The organism is Streptomyces caeni, assembly GCF_042678285.1.
In the GTDB taxonomy this organism is placed as follows: Bacteria; Actinomycetota; Actinomycetes; order Streptomycetales; family Streptomycetaceae; genus Streptomyces; species Streptomyces caeni.
Window position 1 is genome coordinate 2,560 of the sequence record NZ_JBHUDX010000042.1, and the last position, 16,397, is coordinate 18,956.

The 16,397-nt window shown below is 71.3% G+C and carries 17 protein-coding genes and 2 pseudogenes; 2 read left to right on the forward strand and 17 right to left on the reverse strand.

The features are described from left to right. From ACFSL4_RS15510 to ACFSL4_RS15575, 14 genes are all read right to left on the reverse strand, one after another. A partial coding sequence (locus ACFSL4_RS15510) for an ATP-binding cassette domain-containing protein (RefSeq protein ID WP_381082834.1) occupies positions 1–203 on the reverse strand: 203 nt, incomplete at its 3' end. Positions 204–206: 3 nt separating this feature from the next. Then, positions 207–620 (reverse strand): hypothetical protein, encoded by a 414-nt coding sequence (locus tag ACFSL4_RS15515; RefSeq protein ID WP_381082836.1) that lies wholly within the window; start codon positions 618–620, stop codon positions 207–209. A 3-nt stretch (positions 621–623) separates the two neighbouring features. Then, complete coding sequence (locus tag ACFSL4_RS15520) at positions 624–1,841, reverse strand: molybdopterin-dependent oxidoreductase (protein ID WP_381082838.1); 1,218 nt, start codon at positions 1,839–1,841, stop codon at positions 624–626. A 4-nt stretch (positions 1,842–1,845) separates the two neighbouring features. Next, complete coding sequence (locus ACFSL4_RS15525; RefSeq protein WP_381082840.1) at positions 1,846–2,982, reverse strand: c-type cytochrome; 1,137 nt, start codon at positions 2,980–2,982, stop codon at positions 1,846–1,848. After that, on the reverse strand, positions 2,982–3,164 hold the full coding sequence (locus tag ACFSL4_RS15530; protein ID WP_381082842.1) for a hypothetical protein: 183 nt from the start codon (positions 3,162–3,164) through the stop codon (positions 2,982–2,984). The genes ACFSL4_RS15525 and ACFSL4_RS15530 overlap by 1 nt, the downstream gene beginning before the upstream one ends. A gap of 6 nt (positions 3,165–3,170) precedes the next feature. Further along, positions 3,171–3,860 carry a cbb3-type cytochrome c oxidase subunit II gene (locus ACFSL4_RS15535; protein ID WP_381082844.1) on the reverse strand — a complete coding sequence of 230 codons (690 nt, stop codon included), beginning with the start codon at positions 3,858–3,860 and terminating at the stop codon, positions 3,171–3,173. Further along, complete coding sequence (locus ACFSL4_RS15540) at positions 3,857–5,344, reverse strand: cbb3-type cytochrome c oxidase subunit I (protein WP_381082846.1); 1,488 nt, start codon at positions 5,342–5,344, stop codon at positions 3,857–3,859. The genes ACFSL4_RS15535 and ACFSL4_RS15540 overlap by 4 nt, the downstream gene beginning before the upstream one ends. Continuing rightward, positions 5,341–5,517, reverse strand: a complete 177-nt coding sequence (locus tag ACFSL4_RS15545; RefSeq protein ID WP_381082848.1) for a hypothetical protein — start codon at positions 5,515–5,517, stop codon at positions 5,341–5,343. The genes ACFSL4_RS15540 and ACFSL4_RS15545 overlap by 4 nt, the downstream gene beginning before the upstream one ends. Next, positions 5,514–5,957 (reverse strand): hypothetical protein, encoded by a 444-nt coding sequence (locus ACFSL4_RS15550; RefSeq protein ID WP_381082850.1) that lies wholly within the window; start codon positions 5,955–5,957, stop codon positions 5,514–5,516. The genes ACFSL4_RS15545 and ACFSL4_RS15550 overlap by 4 nt, the downstream gene beginning before the upstream one ends. Then, positions 5,954–6,832: a cytochrome c-type biogenesis protein CcmH gene (locus ACFSL4_RS15555; protein WP_381082852.1), complete on the reverse strand. Its 879-nt coding sequence runs from the start codon at positions 6,830–6,832 to the stop codon at positions 5,954–5,956. The genes ACFSL4_RS15550 and ACFSL4_RS15555 overlap by 4 nt, the downstream gene beginning before the upstream one ends. A 65-nt stretch (positions 6,833–6,897) precedes the next feature. Continuing rightward, a complete protein-coding gene (locus ACFSL4_RS15560; protein ID WP_381082854.1) occupies positions 6,898–7,491 on the reverse strand; it encodes a TlpA family protein disulfide reductase in 594 nt (197 codons plus the stop codon). Further along, entirely contained in the window at positions 7,488–9,317 is a 1,830-nt protein-coding gene (locus ACFSL4_RS15565; protein ID WP_381082856.1) for a heme lyase CcmF/NrfE family subunit, read from the reverse strand. The genes ACFSL4_RS15560 and ACFSL4_RS15565 overlap by 4 nt, the downstream gene beginning before the upstream one ends. Positions 9,318–9,323: 6 nt before the next feature. Further along, positions 9,324–9,563 carry a hypothetical protein gene (locus ACFSL4_RS15570; RefSeq protein ID WP_381082858.1) on the reverse strand — a complete coding sequence of 80 codons (240 nt, stop codon included), beginning with the start codon at positions 9,561–9,563 and terminating at the stop codon, positions 9,324–9,326. A 353-nt stretch (positions 9,564–9,916) separates the two neighbouring features. Further along, positions 9,917–11,674, reverse strand: coding sequence for a bifunctional metallophosphatase/5'-nucleotidase (locus ACFSL4_RS15575; RefSeq protein WP_381082860.1), 1,758 nt, complete (start codon positions 11,672–11,674; stop codon positions 9,917–9,919). Between the two features lie 139 nt (positions 11,675–11,813). Here ACFSL4_RS15575 and ACFSL4_RS15580 point away from each other — a divergent pair, with 139 nt between their 5' ends. Further along, positions 11,814–12,722, forward strand: a complete 909-nt coding sequence (locus ACFSL4_RS15580) for a helix-turn-helix transcriptional regulator (RefSeq protein WP_381082862.1) — start codon at positions 11,814–11,816, stop codon at positions 12,720–12,722. A gap of 269 nt (positions 12,723–12,991) precedes the next feature. Here the strand turns inward: ACFSL4_RS15580 and ACFSL4_RS15585 are convergent. From ACFSL4_RS15585 to ACFSL4_RS15595, 3 genes and pseudogenes are all read right to left on the reverse strand, one after another. Beyond that, positions 12,992–13,192, reverse strand: a pseudogene (locus ACFSL4_RS15585) (hypothetical protein); the annotation flags it as partial. Continuing rightward, on the reverse strand, positions 13,104–15,275 hold the full coding sequence (gene cyc2, locus ACFSL4_RS15590; RefSeq protein WP_381082864.1) for a germacradienol/geosmin synthase Cyc2: 2,172 nt from the start codon (positions 15,273–15,275) through the stop codon (positions 13,104–13,106). The pseudogene ACFSL4_RS15585 and the gene cyc2, both read right to left, overlap by 89 nt. 78 nt (positions 15,276–15,353) lie before the next feature. Then, a pseudogene (locus ACFSL4_RS15595) lies at positions 15,354–15,890 on the reverse strand (ABC transporter ATP-binding protein); the annotation flags it as partial. Between ACFSL4_RS15595 and ACFSL4_RS15600 the strand changes: the two are divergent. After that, positions 15,787–16,397 (forward strand): lytic polysaccharide monooxygenase (locus tag ACFSL4_RS15600; protein WP_381082896.1); only part of this gene is annotated, 611 nt, incomplete at its 3' end. The pseudogene ACFSL4_RS15595 and the gene ACFSL4_RS15600 overlap by 104 nt on opposite strands.

Here is a 16,397-nt window from a genome sequence, read left to right on the forward strand (position 1 = left end):
AGCCGCAGCAGGCCGGCGGCGAGCCGCAGCAGCGTGGTCTTGCCCGAGCCGTTGGGGCCGGTCACCACGGTGGCCGTACCACGCGCCAGCGCCAGGCTGGTCGGCGCGAGCGCGGCGACCTCGCCGTAGTGCCGGCGGACGGCGGTCAGCTGCAGGACGAGCCCGGCGGACGGACCGGACTCGAAGGACGGTACGGCGGTCATCGGTCAGCTGCCCGGCTTGCCGTAGACGTCGCCCGCCGTGCCCTTCAACGGCAGCGGCGGGGGGACGGTGTAGTGCGTCTGCAGGTAGCTCGTGATCTGGGCGGCCGTCGCGTCGTCGATGGGGGCGCCGTAGTTGGTGCGCATCTTGTCCACCTCCTTGGCCCACTGCTTCGCGGTGAACCCGCCGTGGGTCACGATCGGCGCCAGCGAGTGGCACGCCGTGCAGTAGGCCTCGACGAGTCCCTTCCCGCTGCCCTCGGCCAGGGTGAAGTCCGCCTGCGGGTACTGGCCCAGGCCGGCCTGCCCCGCCTCGACGGCGGGCAGGGCGTCCGGCCGCGTCACCGCGTACACGCCGAGGGCGCCGGCGGAGCCGAGCAGCACGACCGCCGGGATCATCCACAGTCCACGTTTCGCCATGGCTCAGACCACCTCGTAGACAGCGGCGAAGGTGCGGGAGGCGGTTTCCTTGCGGCCGCCGTTCGCCAGCTTCTCCGGGTCCGGCTCCAGCGGCTGCACCTTGCCGTCGGCGCTCGTCGCCCGGCTCAGCACCCGCTGTTCGCCGCGGCCGGAGAACCCGATCTGCGCCCGCCACACCCGCCAGGTGTACTTGCCGTACGACCTGTCCAGGGTGACCGGCTGCCAGGTACGCCCGTCGTCCTGGCTGATCTCCACCTTGGTGATGCCGGAGCCGTCGTCGAACGCGACGCCGGTGATCTCGACCTTCCGGCCGAACGGGATCCGCGTGCCGTCGGTGGGCGTGGAGATCATCGAGAACACGCTCAGCTTGTTGGGCGTGATGGGACGCCCGGACCACTCCATCGGGTGCGGCGTCGCCGCGATCTCGAGGCTGACGACCTGCTTGGTCCAGGTCGGCGCCCATGTGCCCGGCACGACGAGGCGGACCGGGTAGCCGTTCCAGAGCGGTATGTCCTCCCCGTTCATCTTGACGGCGAGGATCGCGTCGGGGTTCTGTTGCACGCTCGCGAGCGGATACGTGCGCCAGTACTCCGGTTTGGTCAGGCTGAGCTGGCGGCCGGCGCCGAACGACGCGTACTTGGCGTCGTCCTTGAGACCGACCTCCTTCAGCAGGTCCGAGATCCGCACCCCGGTCCACTCGGCGCACGACAGGTCGCCCTTGGTCCACGGCATTCCCGGGATCATCGGGTGGTGCAGGCCGCGGCCCTCGCCGGAGCACATGCCCACCGCGCCGACCGTGGTGGTGGCGCGGGCCTGCAGGTCGTCGAGCGACAGCGTGATCTCGTTGGCCGCGGACGCGCCGCCGATCGTCAGCCGGTAGTTGTCCGGATTGAGCTGGAGGACGGTGGCCTCCCGATAACGCACGTAGTAGTAGTCGTTGTCGGTGTAGGGGTAGTTCTCCCGCCCGATCAGGCGCTCGGCCGGCGTCTCGTAGTTCGGCGGCCGGTCGTAGGTCTGTCCCATCGGCCCCTTGCCGGACAGCGCCACGAGCCGGAAGGGCGTGCCCGGTGGCATCTTGAGGTCCCCGGCGCGCAGCACGCTGTCGGCCGCGGAGGCCGTGTCCGCGCCACCGAAGAGGCGGTACCCGCCACCAGCCATCAGCGCTGCGGCCGGCACGGCGATCCCTCCGATGAGGAGACGGCGTCTGTTCACTGAACTCATTGCTTCACCTCGGCGCGGCCGGCGAGTCGTTGATTGCTTCGGGGTCGTATCGGTAGGCGGAGTCGGCTCCGGGAATCGCCGCGGAGCCGGCGAAGGCGCGCAGGTAGTCGGCGAGTACGGCGATCTCCTGGTCGGTCAGGACCGCGCCGAAGGAGGGCATCGCGGTTCCCGGCCGGCCGTTCTTGATGGCGTTCGCCAGCGCCTGGTCGGTCTGGCCGGCCATCCAGGCCGGATTGCGGAACACCCGCGGTGCCGGGTCCAGGCGGCCCGCGGCGACCCCCTTGCCGTCGCCGTTCACGCCGTGGCAGGAGGCGCAGTAGGCAAGGTAGTTCTCCTGGGCCCATCCGGAGACGGGGTTGGGCCGCTCGACTCCGTCGGCGAGCCGGCGCAGGTAGCCGACGACCGCGTCGATCTGGTCGGCGGTCAGGTCGCCGCCGAACGCGGGCATGGCCGTCCCCGGCAGGCCCTGCTGGATCGTGTGGGCGAGTTGCCCATCGCTGCGGCCCGCCTGCCAGTCCTGGTCGGACAGGTTGCGCGGTTGCGTCCGCATCGACGACGCGGCCGCCCCCTTCCCGTCGCCGGACTGGCCGTGGCATCCCGCGCACTGCTCCTCGTAGAGCTGCTTGCCCAGGCCGCTGTTCCCCGAGTCGTCGGGCGCGCCGCCGGGGGCGCTGTCCAGCCGTATGGTCGGGGAGAACCCCCGGATGTAGGCGACGACCGCCCAGATGTCGGCGTTGGACAGCCGGCCGGTGAACGCCGGCATCGGCGTGCCGGGGACACCGCGCTGCACGGACGTGAAGAACACGCCGTCGGACTGCGAGGACATCCAGTCGGAGTCGGTGAAGTCACGGGCCGGCGTGGACAGGTTCGCCGCCAGCGGGCCGTGGCCGTTGCCGACGCCCCCGTGGCAGGAGAAGCAGTTGGCCGCGTACACCCGGGCACCGCGCGAGATCAGGCCCTTGTACGCCGCCGGCTGGGGGGCCACCAGTTTCTGCTCGTTGCGCTGCACGCCCATGGACATGGTGTGGACGTGCACCGGCGCTGCTTCACGGTCGGTCAAGGCGTGGAAAGTGGTCCAGGCGGCGGCGGTGGCCAGCACGGCCGTCCCCGGCACCAGCGCCAACCGGAGGAATCTGCCCATCACCGCGCACCATTCTCCCTTCCAGGGTGCTCGCCCCACTGCCTGCGGTCGCGCTGGAGCATGTCCTCGGCGGGCCGTTGCAGGGCGGCACGGAAACGCGGGCTGGCCAGGCCGGCGGTCAGGAACATCCCCACGAGGGCGACACCAAGCACCAGCAGGAGGTCCATCAGGAAATTCGACATCTGTTCTCAGTGCCCCTCATGGCTCATGACGCCGTTGACGGCGTCGCTGCCCGTTTTCGTCTGCGGTCCGGACTCCCGCATCGCCCGTCCGAGGAAGTTGAGGTAGGCGACCAGGCCGCGTGCCTCCTGCGTGGGAACGAGCTCGCCGTCGGCCTTCTTCTGGAAGAGCCACGGGTACGGCGGCATCACGGACTGCGGCACCGTGCTGCGCGGGTCGTACAGGTGCGCGTACTGCCATGCGTCCGTCCGCATGCCGGACTCGCGGGACAGGTCCGGGCCGACCCGCCGGGTCCCCCACTGCTGCGGGTACTGGTCCTGGTACTCCCACGCCTCGGCCGGTGCGCCGAACCGCCGGACGTCCGAGGTGGTGCTGCGGACGAAATTCGAGTGGCAGTAGGCGCAGCCCTCCCGTTTGTAGACGGTGAATCCGGTCTGTTCGAGCTGGTTCATCGGCCGGTAGGAGGACGGCGTGTCCTTCTTGACCTCGTCGCTCAGCTCGCCCAGCGGCAGGACGCCGAGCGTGAGGAAGGACAGCACGAGCGACCCCAGCCCGCCCAGCAGCATGACCGTGGTGCCGCGTTCGAGGAAGCGCATCCAGCGCGGTGCCTCGTGCCCCGGCCCGTCCTCCTGCGGAGCGTCCGAATGCTGCGGCTCATCCGGTGTCTCGGGCTTGTCCGGCTCTTCCGGGTCGCTCATCGGCCTGCCTCCACTTCCACCGGCTCGTGCTCCGACTCACCGGACATCGGTACGTTCGTTTCGGCGTCGCCCGGCGCCGGCTCGGTGAGGACGGCCATCAGGAGCAGCACGAACGCCGCGGCCAGGAACGTGCCGCTGACCGTGCGCAGCAGCCAGGGCACCTTGGACACGACGACGCTCTCGATCCACGGCGCGCCGTTCGTCCAGGAGCCCGCCTGCAGCAGGCCGGCCGCCGTCAGATCCGCGACAAGGGTGACCAGGGCGATCGTGCCGATCCAGTAGGCGAGGTTCGCGTAGCGGGCGTGCACGGGCCGGCCGGCCACCCGCGGCCACAGGTGCAGCAGACCGCCGATGATCACGAAGGTCGCGAACCCGGCCATGGCCAGGTGCGCGTGCCCGATCACCCAGTCGCTGAAGTGGATCTGTTCCTGGACCGGCATCGCGGCCTGGAACGCCCCCTGCATCGAGACCAGGAGGTAGAAGACGATCCCGGTCCAGACGAACCGCAGCGGCAGGCTCGACACCGTGAGCCGGGCGCAGCCGCGCAGACTGAGCAGCAGGTTCGTGACCACCACGAGGACGGCCAGGCCCATGAACACCGACGCCATGATCGCGACCTTCTGCGCCTCCATGGGGATGGGCGAGAAGACGTAGTGGTGGATCCCGTTGAGGGGATAGAAGAACACCAGGCCCCAGAACCCGACCAGCGACATGAAGTGGCTGTAGACGGGACGGTTGGTCGTCACCGGGATCACGTAGTAGGCGATCGCCAGCGCCAGCGGCGTGACGAGCAGGCCGACCGCGTCGTGGATCCACAGCCCCGACAGCACGGCGCCGAGGGCGCCGGGAGCGAAGTACTCGGGCACGAACTGGCCGATGACGAAGACCACCGGGCTGAACGTGAAGGCCAGCAGCAGATACCAGCTGGAGACGTACAGGCGCGCGTCCCGGCGGCGCAGGTACGGAGCCACGAACTGGGCGCCGAACCCGATGAAGGCGAACACGGTGACGACGTCGACGGCGACCGGGAACTCGCCCCACTCGACCGACTGGCTGTACCCGATCAGTACGAAGATCCAGCCGAGCAGGACGACTGCGATGTTCCACACCCAAAACAGCCACCAGCCCAGCGTCCGGCTCAGCACCCGGCGGCCCGATGTCGTCGGGACCGCGTAGTAGGCGAAGGCGATGAAGCCGTTGATCAGCCAGGCGTACAGGATCCCCTGGACGTGCGCGTAGCGCAGCCGCCCCCAGGTGGTGACCGGCGACCTGCCCAGGAAGTCGGGGTTGTTGAACTTGGCGGCGACGAGGATGCCGAAGACCGCGGCGCCCAGCACGCCGATCAGCCCGGCGATGGCGTGCGCGCGGATGAGACCGCGCTCCACCCTCACGCCCGGCTCCGGTCTCGGCGGCAGGTCGGTCCCGGCTACCGGCTCGTGCGCCGGCCGGCCGGCGCCGCCCGAGCGCGTGTCGATCACGGTCATCGTCGCACCGCCAGCCATGTCAGGGGCCCGCCGAAAGCGAAGACGCAGATCACGAAGAGCCAGACCAGCACCGGGTCGGGCGGCCATGAATACCGCTCCGGCTCGAAGAAGGCGGCTGGCCTCCCTGTGTCGTGACCGGCGTCCCCCGACGGCATGTTCGGCTGTTCCGTCATGTGTTCGTGGCTCCTTGCGTGCTTGACACGGCGCGGGGTGGCACGACCCTGACCTCGCGCACCATGCCCTGAGCCCGGTGGCCCGGCAGTGTGCAGAGGAAGGTGACTTCGGAGTGCCCCGACAGATCGATCTCGAGCGTCTGCCCCGCACCGGGGGAAAGCGAGGCGGTCTTCCCCAGGACGGTGTGACCGTCGAGAACCTCGAGGTCGTGGGCCGTCGAACCGGCGTTGGTGACCGTCAGCCGCACCGGACCGGCGCGGAGGGTCGACGCCGACATCGTGAACCCCCATTCCACGAGGCCGACACGCATGTCCGCCGTGGGCGGACCGCTGGGCGGAGGGGCCGGGGCGGGATCCGCCGAGCACCCGCCCGCGGCCAGTGCCGCGACGACGACGGCGAGCGGCACCGCGACACGCCGGCTCATGGCGGAGCGGCTCACGACGCGCCCTCCGTGACGGCGCGGGCCACCGGGACTCCGGGGTGGTCCGGCGGCGCGAGCCGCAGGAACTTCCGCATGGCCGCGAGGGCCTCCGGATCGGTCCGCGAGAGCGGGGACAGCCCGAGCAACAGCAGCGCGTCGACGTTGTCCGGATCCTCCCGCAGCACGGCCTCGGCCTGGGCGCGCACGACCTCGAGCCGGCCGACGCGCAGGGCCGCCGACGCCAGCGCCAGACGGGCCGAGGCGTTGTCGGGCTGCCGCGCGACCGCCGCCTCCATGGCCCCCAGATCCGCCGCGGTGTCCGTCGGGGCCGGCGGACCCGGTGCGGCACCGGTCGGCGCCGCGGAGCGCTCCGTGGTGCCGGAGCCGGCCGCGACCGGTACGTTCCCCGTGGGCAGGCCGCCCGCACCGCGCTCACCGAGGTTGCTCCACACCAGCACACCCGACGCGGCGGCGAACAGCGCAACCGCCGAGAACCAGCGCACCGCCCGGGGCAGCCGCCGGCGGCCCAGGAGCCGGCTCGCGACGACGAGTCCCACGGCGACCGCCACGGCGGGCGCCGCCCACACCACCCACCCCAGGTGGCCGGCCGGCGGTGCCAGCAGGATCCAGTCGCCGTAGCGCTGGACGAAGTAGCCGCGGATCTGCCCGGGACTGCGGTGCTGGGCCACCTGCTGGTCGATGATCTGCCGCATGCTCTGCGCCAGTGGCGAGTCCGACTCGGCCACCGACAGCCCCTGGCACGTCGGGCAGCGAAGCGAGGCGGCCACCTCGTGCGCCACCTGCGCGCGCGTTTTCGGCCCGGCCGAGTCGGCGGACCGGACGAGCCCGAAGCCCGCCAGCGCCAGCAGGATCAGCACCGCCGCCAGCGTCACCCGGCGTCCTCGCCGTCCCCGGGGGCTAACCCCCGTACCGCCGGGGCTGCGCCCGGAGAGCCGGATCAGCCTGCCAGCAGTGGCACGACGTTCTGGTCGATCCATTGGGCGCTCACCTCCCCGGCGACGTGGGCGCGGACAATGCCGGCGCGGTCGACGACGAAGCTCTCGGGAACGCCGAAGGTCGCCCACTCCACCGCGTGCCTGCCCTCCCGGTCGTCGACGCTCGGATACGGCGCGCCGCCCATCTCGCGCAGGAACGCACGCGCGTCGGCCGCCTTGTCCTTGGTATTGACACCGACGACGACCAGCCCGCGCGGGGCCAGGTCGCGCGAGGCCTCGACCAGCAGCGGATGCTCCTCCCGGCACGGTCCGCACCAGGAGGCCCACACGTTGACGAGGACCACGCTTCCCCGCTGCCCGGCGAGGTCGAAGCGTCCCCCGTCGATCGTGGGTCCGGCCAGCGGCGGCGCACTGTGGCCGACCAGTCGCGACGACACGATGGACGGATCGCGGCCGATGCCGGTGCCGAGCACCGTCACGACGGTGGCGACGACGACGACCGCGAGTGCCAGAACGCCCCAGCGCCACATGCGCGGACGCCGGCCGGGGGCGGGGGCCGCCGCCCGTTCCACGGTTTCGGGGGGAGCCGCCGTCACCGCTCCACCCCGGACAGTTCCGCGGAGGCGCCGTCCTCCGAGACCGCCGCGGCACCGGGCGCGGAGTCCGCGGAGTCCGCAGCGGTGCTCTCGACGCCGGCCGGGGATTCCCCGGCCGCGGCGGTGGACCGTTTCCTCGGGCGGCGCGGCAGCGCGGCGAACAGCGCACCGCATGCCACCAGCACACCGGCCGCCCACAGCCACACCACCAGCGGGGTGACGGTGAGCCGCACCGTCGCGGTCGAGCCGTCGGGCGCTGCCGACGAGACCGTCAGGTAGGCGTCCGAGGTGAGCCCGGTACGCACCGACGGCCGCCCGATGGCCTCGTTCATCGAGGGGTAGAACCGCAGCGCCGGCGTGTACACACCGAGGCGGCGGTCCGAGCCGGACAGCTCGGTCAGGACGCGGACCTGCATGAAACGCGGCGTCCGCTGCCGCTCGACCCGGACCAGGGTCGCGGTGTGCCCGGCCACGGTGATGCTCTCGCCGGGACGCAGCGTCCGCTCGGCGGTCGACGCATACGAGGACGAGCCCGCCACGGCCACCGCCGCGAGGACGATGCCCACGTGCGCGATCAGCCCGCCGTAGCGGCGCCGATTGCCCCGCACGGCACGCACGGCGGCCAAGAGCCAGGTCCGCTCGCCCGCGGCCCGTACCTTGCGCACGTCATGGAGGGCCGTACCGGCAGCGGCGGTGACGGAGAAGGCGGCAAGCCCGAAGGCCACGATCGTGCCGGGATGCGGCAGCCCCGCCCCGCCCAGGACCGCAACCGTGCCCAGGCCGGTCAGCGCGGGCAACCGGAGCCGCCGCAGGGCCGCGGACGCCTCGCGCCCATCCCAGGGCAGGACCGGGCCCACGCCCATGAGCAGGACCACGGCCAGGGCGAGCGGCACGACCATGCGGTTGAAGTACGGAGCGCCCACGCTCACCCGGTCGCCGCTGACGGCCTCCACGAGCAGCGGGAACGTCGTACCGAGCAGCACCGTGACGGCGAGCGCCACGAACAGCACGTTGTTGACCAGGAACACCGACTCGCGGCTGACCGTGGACTCGATCCTGCTGACCGGGCCGAGCCGGTCCCCGCGCCACACCAGCAGGACGACCACGCCGAGCGCCACCACGGCGATGTAGCCGAGCAGGACCGGGCCGAGCGCCGACTGCGTGAACGCGTGCACGCTCGCCAGCACCCCGCTGCGGGTGATGAACGTGCCGATGAGGACGAGCAGGAACGTCGAAGCCGCGAGGACGACGTTCCAGATGCGCAGGATGGAACGCCGCTCCTGGACCATCACCGAGTGCAGCAGCGCGGTGGCGGTGAACCACGGAAGGATCGAGGCGTTCTCCACCGGGTCCCAGGCCCAGTAGCCGCCCCAGCCGAGCACCTCGTACGACCACCAGGCGCCCATCGTGATGCCGACGGTGAGCGCCGCCCACGCCACCAGCAGCCACCGACGGCTCACCACGAGCCAGTCACGGTCGAGGCGCCCGGTCACGAGCGCGGACACGGCGTAGGCGAAGGGCACGGTGAAACCGACGTAGCCGAGGTACAGCAACGGCGGATGCACACCCATCAACGGGTGGTCCTGCAGCAACGGATTGGGACCGGGACCGTCGGCGGGCACCGGCGACACCCTGGCGAAGGCCCTCCCGGTCAGCAGCGCCACGCCGAAGAAGAACGTCAGAACCGACGTCATGACGGCCATCGCCCAGGGGTGCAGCTCGGCGGCGCGGCGCGGCACGACGTGCGACATGATCGCGGCGAGCGCGGCGAGAATCAGCAGCCACAGCAGGAGGGAGCCCTCCAGCGCGCTCCACAGGCCGGTCATCCGGTATTAGAGCGGTACCTCGCGGGCACTGTGCTCGGCCACGTAGCGGACGCTGAAGTCGTTCGTGACCAGCGCCCACTCCATCGCCAGCATCGTCGCCGCGGCTGAACCGAGCGCGCCCCAGGTCAGCTTGCGGGCCGTGACGGTCAGTCGGGACGCGCGGGCCGCGAACGCCCACAGGAGAGTCGCGGTGAGCGCGAGCCCGACGCCCGAGGCGAGCAGCAGCGGGCCGAGTCGGCTGATCACCGCCGGGCTCCCCGTACCGCGGAGGAACGGCACGGGCCGGTGCGGGCACGGCGGACTCCGCCCAGATGATGCGTGGCGTTGCTCAAGGTGCCCACCAGGCCGGTCATAGCGCTCTCCCCTGCGAATCTGCACCGCCCGAAGTCCGGCGGCGCGCTCGGCAGAGAAGACCACGAATCCCCGGCCGGCCTCCATAGACAGAGTGTTTGGAGATCTGGACGCCCGCCTGGACGCCGCTGGACACCCGCATGGACACCCCCCTGGACGCTCTTCCACGAGGTCCGCCGACGGTTCGACGGGCCCGCAACCGGCATGGCACGGCGGTGGGCCGACGTCGACGAACAGGACGTACGGGCTCAGCGGAACCGGTAACTGGTCCCGGGCAGCTGGCCGAGCGTGGTGGACGGCAGGTCGGTGGCGGTGACCCGGCCCTCCTGCTTCGGCGCGACGGGCGAGTGCCTGTGCAGGTAGCGCTCCACCGCGTCGTGGAGGGTGAAGGCGAGGTCCGTGCGGTCCGACACGCCCTTGATGCGGCACAGCACGTCGACCGGGTCCCCTCCGCGCTCACAGGCGGCGAAGGTGTAGCTCCGGTCGACGTCGAGCGGCTGCCCGCCGATCTCGATGCTGTTGACCCGCTGCCCCATCGGCTTGCCGGCCGTGAAGTTCACCTTCATACCGCTCATCCGCACGACCCAGCCTCCGAAGCGCTCCACGGGGTCCGCGGCGAAGACGTTGTTGAGTTCCTTTTCCATCCAGGCCTTCAGGAGCCTGCCCGGCACGCTCCCGACCCGGGCCCCGGCGTTCACCGGGAGCATGCTCCACAGGTACTCGCGGGTGATCTGGGCCGTCCCGCCGTTCTTCGGCACCAGGGGCGGGCAGAACCGGAACCCGTTGGACAGCGCCACGTCGAGGGTCTTGCCCTGCTTGGCCAGTTCCTCGGCCGTCATCTCGAAGAGCGCGTCGGTGACCAGGTTGTCCATGGGGGTCTCGATCGGGTAGTAGCGCATGATCGGCGTCGCGGTGCTGCCCAGGACCTGGGAGAGCTCCTTCTTGTAGGGCGCCTGCACCCGGCGCACGACCCTGCGCATGGCACGGTCCTCGGCATACCGCGACTCCGCGACCTCCACCAGGTCGTACGCCGCGTCCTTGATCCGGCCCTTCTCCACGACCAGGTCCAGCCGTCCGACGAACGAGCCGAAGGCCCCTGGCTCGGTCACAGACGCGTACGTCCCCTTGATCGGCTCACGGATCCGCTCGTGGGTGTCGGCACCGAGGACGTAGTCCACGCCCCGCATGCAGTCCCGGCCGGCCAGGTCGACCTGCTGGGCGATGCCCATGTGGGTGACCGCGAAGACCACGGCGCACTGCCGGTCCTCACGCAGGTACCTGATCCACTCGGCGGCGTTGTACTCGGGGAAGGTGAACTTGATGCCGACGCTGTACGACGGGTCCTGGCGGGTCGGCACCATGGGGTCGTTGAACGACAGGAACCCGACGCGTACACCGGCGAACTCCCGCACGTGCACCGGCGCGAACAGGTAGTCCCCCAGCCGACCGTCCTCGTCGTGGAACATGTTGGAGCACACCACGGGCGCGCCGTACGCACTCATCACCTTCAGCAACTGGCTCTTGCCGTAGACGACCTCCCAGTTGCCCGGGATCACCGCGTCGTAGTGCAGGTGCCGCATCAGGGGTGCCATCGCCTCGCCGCGGCTGAGGGCGGCCCAGCCGCTGCCCTGGAAGCAGTCCCCTGCGTCGACCGTGATCGTGCCCTGCGGGTTCTGCGCGCGGACCTGGTTGACCAGCGTCTGGACCCGGGCGAAGCCGCCGGTACGGCGGAATGCGGGCTTGTCGTTCTCCCAGAAGAACTCGTCGTGGGTGTCGAGCTGACCGTGGAAGTCCGCCGTCTGGAGTACGGTCAGCAGGGTCGCCCTGCCCCTGGTGACGGCTCGGCTGTTCTGGAGGGTCCCTGCCGAGGCGGCGGACGCGCTCGACGCGACAAGGGGGGTCAGGCCCAGTGCCAACCCACCCGCGCCCAGGCTTCTCAGCAGGGCACGGCGACTCGACGCGGACGGGGAAAGTTCGGCCCGCTTGCCACTGTTGGCGTGATTCATGGCGGCTCCTCATGTGACGGCGACCACTCGAGGAGACCTTGTGCTTACGTCCAGAATCCATGAACGCGCGCCTATACACACGTAGATTTTCTCTGGATACTGCGTCCACGTCGGGATCCGGAGGTGCTGGGAGGAAGAGATGACCGACGCTCAGCGCAACGCCTGCCGGAATTTTCTGAGAACCGAGCGCGTAGCCTCCGTGCTGCGTCTGGCCGTGGGCGTCCTGCTCGTGGCGATGACCATCGCCTTCGAGCCTTTGGCGGCCTGGGTGGCCGTCACCGCCGCGGTCACCGGGATCGGTTGGTCGCTGCTGATGTCCCTGGCCCTCCAGAGCCGTCTGTCCCGCGACGAGCTCGTCAAGCTCGCCGCGGGCTCCCACTGGTTCGACATCGTTCTCGCCCTGATGGTGTTCGTGGTCTTCCTCCCCGACCCGGAAGCCACGCCCGTCGCCGCGCTGCCGCTCCTCGTCTTCCGGATGACGGCACGCCACGGCGTGCCGGGCGCGATCGGCGGGGCGGGAGTCTTCGTCAGCCTGATCGCACTCCGTATCGCGGCGAACAGGATGGTGAACGGAGAAGCGCTGATCCGCCTTCCCCTGCTCCTCGCCTGGGCGCTCGTGGCAACGCTGGTGCTCATACTGGCGCTTGAGATCGGGAAGCGGAGCGCCGGCGAGAAACCGGCCTCCGCAGCGGCTGATCAGGAGCCGGCCGGCGTGGCCACCGGCGTGATGCCCGCGAGCACGGGCAACGAGCGCATCGTCAACCTCGCGGCATGTCTGTCGCTCAAGCTCGACACCACGAACAACGCGGCGTCACTGACCCAACGGGAGCAGCAGGTCCTGCTCATGCTCGGTCAGGACCACACGTACTCCGCGGTGGCTGACGGGCTCTACATCTCCGCGGGAACCGTGCGGAACCATGTGCACAACATCCGCAACAAACTGAAGCTGGCGGACCGGGAGGAGCTGCTGGCCCTGGCCCGTGAGGTCGCCGCCTGCAGCGCGGCACGCGGAACCGCCTCATCACCGGATTCCGTCGATCTGGGCTGAGGCACCAGACCCGCCGGGTGTGCGCCCGGCCGGTTTCGCGTCCGGGGAGGAAACGAGGACCGGCGGGAACCGCGGAGCAGCCGCTCGGCCAGGGCAGCCGCCGCTCCGCGCAGGTCCCCGCCGTGCACCGGTTCCGTGCGGTGGACCGCACGCGGTGCCGTGAGCGGAACGGCGACCGCGCCCGGGACACCGGTGGCCTCCGGGCCCGGCAGCGCCGCGGGCACGACCGGACGCCGGGTCAGCAGGGGTGCGCCGAGGTCCTGTTCGAGCGCGGCGATGTGCTGCGACACCGCGGACTGGGTGCAGCCCAGCTCACGCGCCGCCTCCGACCGGGCCGCCGCGGAGATCGTCGCGGACCCTCCGCGGCGGCCCGCCGTGCATTCAGCGTGCCACCGCTGCCGCCCGCCGGCCGACGACCGGCGCCAGGTCCGGTACGAAGCCGTGGACGCGGCGGGCCAGGTCGGCGGCACCGTAACGGTGGCAGCCGCGGTGCCAGTTCAGGATCCCCGACATGTAGTGCCGCAGGTCCGCGACATAACCGTCCAGGACGGCGCGAGCCTCCTCGCCCAGCCGCAAGTCGTCGTACAGGACGGGCAGTTCGTGGGCGACCACATGCTGGAACTGCCGCATGCGCCCGGTCATCAGGTCGTTGACGATGCGCAGGGCCGTCGGGTAGTCGCAGCCGAAGAAGTTCTGCACGACGAGCAGGGCGTTGTGGATCTCGCCCTCGTACTGGATCTCCTTCTGGTACGAGAAGACGTCGTTGACCAGCATCGCGTGGTCGACGGCCGCGTTCTCCAGCGCCCGGAGCGTGCCGCTGCGGTACGCCTCGGGCGGGACCGCGGGACCGTGGCCGGCGCGGCACAGGTTCTTGGTGAGGTCGGCGCCGAAGGTGGCGCGCCGCATCTCCAGATAGTCGACGGGATCCGGGATGCGGTTCTGGAGCTGGTTGGACAGCTCCCACAGCCAGCCCTCGGTCATCGTGTCCACGGCGGCCCGCAGTTGGCGCCGCTGCTCGGGGGTCATCCCGGCCGTGGTGTGCGCCCACAGGTCGATCAGTCCGCGCTCCATCGCGTTGACCGGTGCGGGGGGCTCCGTGCCGTCGACGGGCATGCACGACGACAGGCGCTCGCTGCACAGCGCGGCCGCCGCGAGGTCGCGGCGGTGGCCGAAGACGAGCGGGTAGTAGTCGTCGCCGTACGTGCCCCAGGCCAGCCACCGTGAGCTGAGGTCGAGTGCCTCGGGTGCCGCGTCCGGATCCAGGCCCGCGGCGCACAGCGGCAGGTCGAACGCCGCGAGCCTGTCCTCGTCCCAGACGCCCTCCTGGAGCATGCCCGTGCGCCGCGCCCAGGGCACGAGGCGGCTGCGGGCGCCGTCCAGGTGAGGGCTGAGTTCCACCTCGTAGGGCATGTGGATGTCGGGGATGAGCGAGGGTCCGACCTGCCGGAAGGGGACATGGGTGTACGCGCGCAGCCTCTCGGCCCCGGCGTCGGCGAGCAGCCCTCGCACATCGACGGCCGACGTGCCGATGCCGGTGGGGCCGAGGGGTCGCTCCGTGGAGCGGACTCGTTCGTTCATGTAGCGGCTGGACCTGGTGTGCCAGGCGTGGCCGCCCGACTGCCAGTCCTGCAGCCCCTTCGTGTACGCGGCGACGGCCGCCGCCTCGTCCGGGGTGAGCCCCTTCGCCACGGCCAGCGCGGGCACCTCGGTGAGCGCCGTGTGCTCGAACTGGTGCAGCCGCGAGGTGAGGATGTCGTTGACGGTGTCGGCGGCCTGCTGCGTACCGCAGCCGAAGAAGGTCTCCAGGACGAGGACGCCGTTGCTGAGTTCGCCCTCCTGCTCGACCTCGCGCTGGTAGGAGAAGAGGTCGTTGCGCAGATGGACCGCGTCGGCGAACGTCTCCATGAGCACGCGCAGCGGCCGGGCCGCGGCCACCCGGGCGGGCACTTCGGCGGTCGCGAACTCCACGAGCCCCGCCGACCAGGGGGCACCGCCCACCTTGCGGCGCATCTCGATGTACTCGACGGGGTTGGCGATCCGCCCCTCGTCGATGTTGGACAGCTCCCACAGGGACTCGTCGAGCAGTTGCGCGGTGGCGGTCGCGAACCGCCGCCGCCAGTGCGGCGACATCGACGGCACCGTGCGGGCCCACAGGTCGGCGAGCCCCGCCTCGACGGGGTTCGCCGGATCGGGAACGGGCGTCGCGAGGTCCAGCGGCATGAACGACGGCAGCCGGTCCAGGTAGGCCCTGCCGCCCTCGCGGTCCCGGCTGCGCTTGAAGGTCTCCAGGAAGTGGTCGTCGAAGAAGAACACCCACACGTACCAGTCGGTGATGAGGGAGAGGGCCGGGCCGTCGCAGTCGGGGTGGGTGTACGCGCAGAGCAGTCCGTAGTCGTGCGCGTCGAGGTCGGACCGCTCCCAGATGCCGGAGCCCTCCAGCATGCCCATGGCCCGCGCCCATTGCGCGGAGTGGGCGCGCGCCTCGTCGACATGCGGGTTCAGCCGTGCCGGGTACGGCGTGTAGAAGCGGGGAAGGTCGAACGGCTGCGTCATGGCCGGGCCCTACCCGTGGCCGGTGCGGTACATCCGCGCGGCGGGACATGCTCCCACCATCGCGTGAACCGGGGGCGCTCAGCCGCCGGTCCGGTCGCGGACGCCCCCGCCGCGCACCGCCCGCCCCACCCGCGTCCGCAGCGCCACGCACTCCGGCAGGCCACGGGTGGCGATCTGGTCCCGTGCGCCGGGGAGCGGGACCGGGAGGTCCAGGGCGACCCGCGCGCCCGGGCCCGGGGACAGGGCCACCACACGATCGCCCAGGTAGACGCTCTCGTCGATGTCGTGCGTGACGAACCCGATCGTCGCGCCGTCCGTGCGGTGGACCTCCAGGAGCAGGCCCTCCAGGTCCTCGTGGGTCTGGGCGTCGAGGGAGCCGAACGGTTCGTCCATCAGCAGCAGGGCGGGGCGGCAGACCAGCGCGCGGGCGATGGCGACCCGCTGCTGCATTCCGCCGGAGAGCTGCCAGGGGTGCCGGCGGGCCGCGTCGAGGAGGCCGACCCGCTCCAGGATGCGGTCGGCCTCCGCGCGTCGCGCGGCCCGGTCGAGTCCCCGGCGGCGCAGCGGCAGCGCCACGTTCTCGCGCACCGACAGCCGGGGGAAGAGCGAGCGGCCGTTGTGCAGCGGAGGGCTGCCTTCCTACCGGGGCCTCGACCTGGCGCGCTCCGACTGGCCGTCGACACGGCTCGCGCCGGGCGCGTCGCTGACCATGGCGTACGGCTCGACGATCCCGCACACCGGCACGTTCAAGCTGTTCCTGACAAGACAGGGGTACGACCCCACCAGGGCCTTGACCTGGTCCGATCTCCCGGCGAAGCCGTTCGCCCAGGTCACGGACCCGCCACTGGTCAAGGGCGCCCACCGGATCGGGGTGAAGCTCCCGGCGGACCGGACCGGGCACCACGTCCTCTACACGATCTGTCAGAACTCGAGCACGACGGACACGTACTACTCGTGCTCGGACGTGGTCTTCCCCGCGTCGGGCGCATCCGGTGCGCCGGGTGGCTCCGGGACCCCGAATACGTCCGGGACCCCGGGCACCGCGGACGCCTCCGGCGCCTCGGACACCGGGGGCACGCCGGCACAGCCCCCGGCGGTGCCGGACGACCCGGCGACGACCCT

Excerpts from the sequence above, each read along its gene's own strand:
- ACFSL4_RS15530 (WP_381082842.1), bottom strand. The coding sequence starts at position 3,164 with ATGTCGAATTTCCTGATGGACCTCCTGCTGGTGCTTGGTGTCGCCCTC.
- ACFSL4_RS15525 (WP_381082840.1), bottom strand. The coding sequence starts at position 2,982 with ATGGGCAGATTCCTCCGGTTGGCGCTGGTGCCGGGGACGGCCGTGCTG.
- ACFSL4_RS15515 (WP_381082836.1), bottom strand. The coding sequence starts at position 620 with ATGGCGAAACGTGGACTGTGGATGATCCCGGCGGTCGTGCTGCTCGGC.
- cyc2 (WP_381082864.1), bottom strand. The coding sequence starts at position 15,275 with ATGACGCAGCCGTTCGACCTTCCCCGCTTCTACACGCCGTACCCGGCA.
- ACFSL4_RS15540 (WP_381082846.1), bottom strand. The coding sequence starts at position 5,344 with ATGACCGTGATCGACACGCGCTCGGGCGGCGCCGGCCGGCCGGCGCAC.
- ACFSL4_RS15545 (WP_381082848.1), bottom strand. The coding sequence starts at position 5,517 with ATGACGGAACAGCCGAACATGCCGTCGGGGGACGCCGGTCACGACACA.
- ACFSL4_RS15575 (WP_381082860.1), bottom strand. The coding sequence starts at position 11,674 with ATGAATCACGCCAACAGTGGCAAGCGGGCCGAACTTTCCCCGTCCGCG.
- ACFSL4_RS15565 (WP_381082856.1), bottom strand. The coding sequence starts at position 9,317 with ATGACCGGCCTGTGGAGCGCGCTGGAGGGCTCCCTCCTGCTGTGGCTG.
- ACFSL4_RS15580 (WP_381082862.1), top strand. The coding sequence starts at position 11,814 with ATGACCGACGCTCAGCGCAACGCCTGCCGGAATTTTCTGAGAACCGAG.
- ACFSL4_RS15535 (WP_381082844.1), bottom strand. The coding sequence starts at position 3,860 with ATGAGCGACCCGGAAGAGCCGGACAAGCCCGAGACACCGGATGAGCCG.
- ACFSL4_RS15520 (WP_381082838.1), bottom strand. The coding sequence starts at position 1,841 with ATGAGTTCAGTGAACAGACGCCGTCTCCTCATCGGAGGGATCGCCGTG.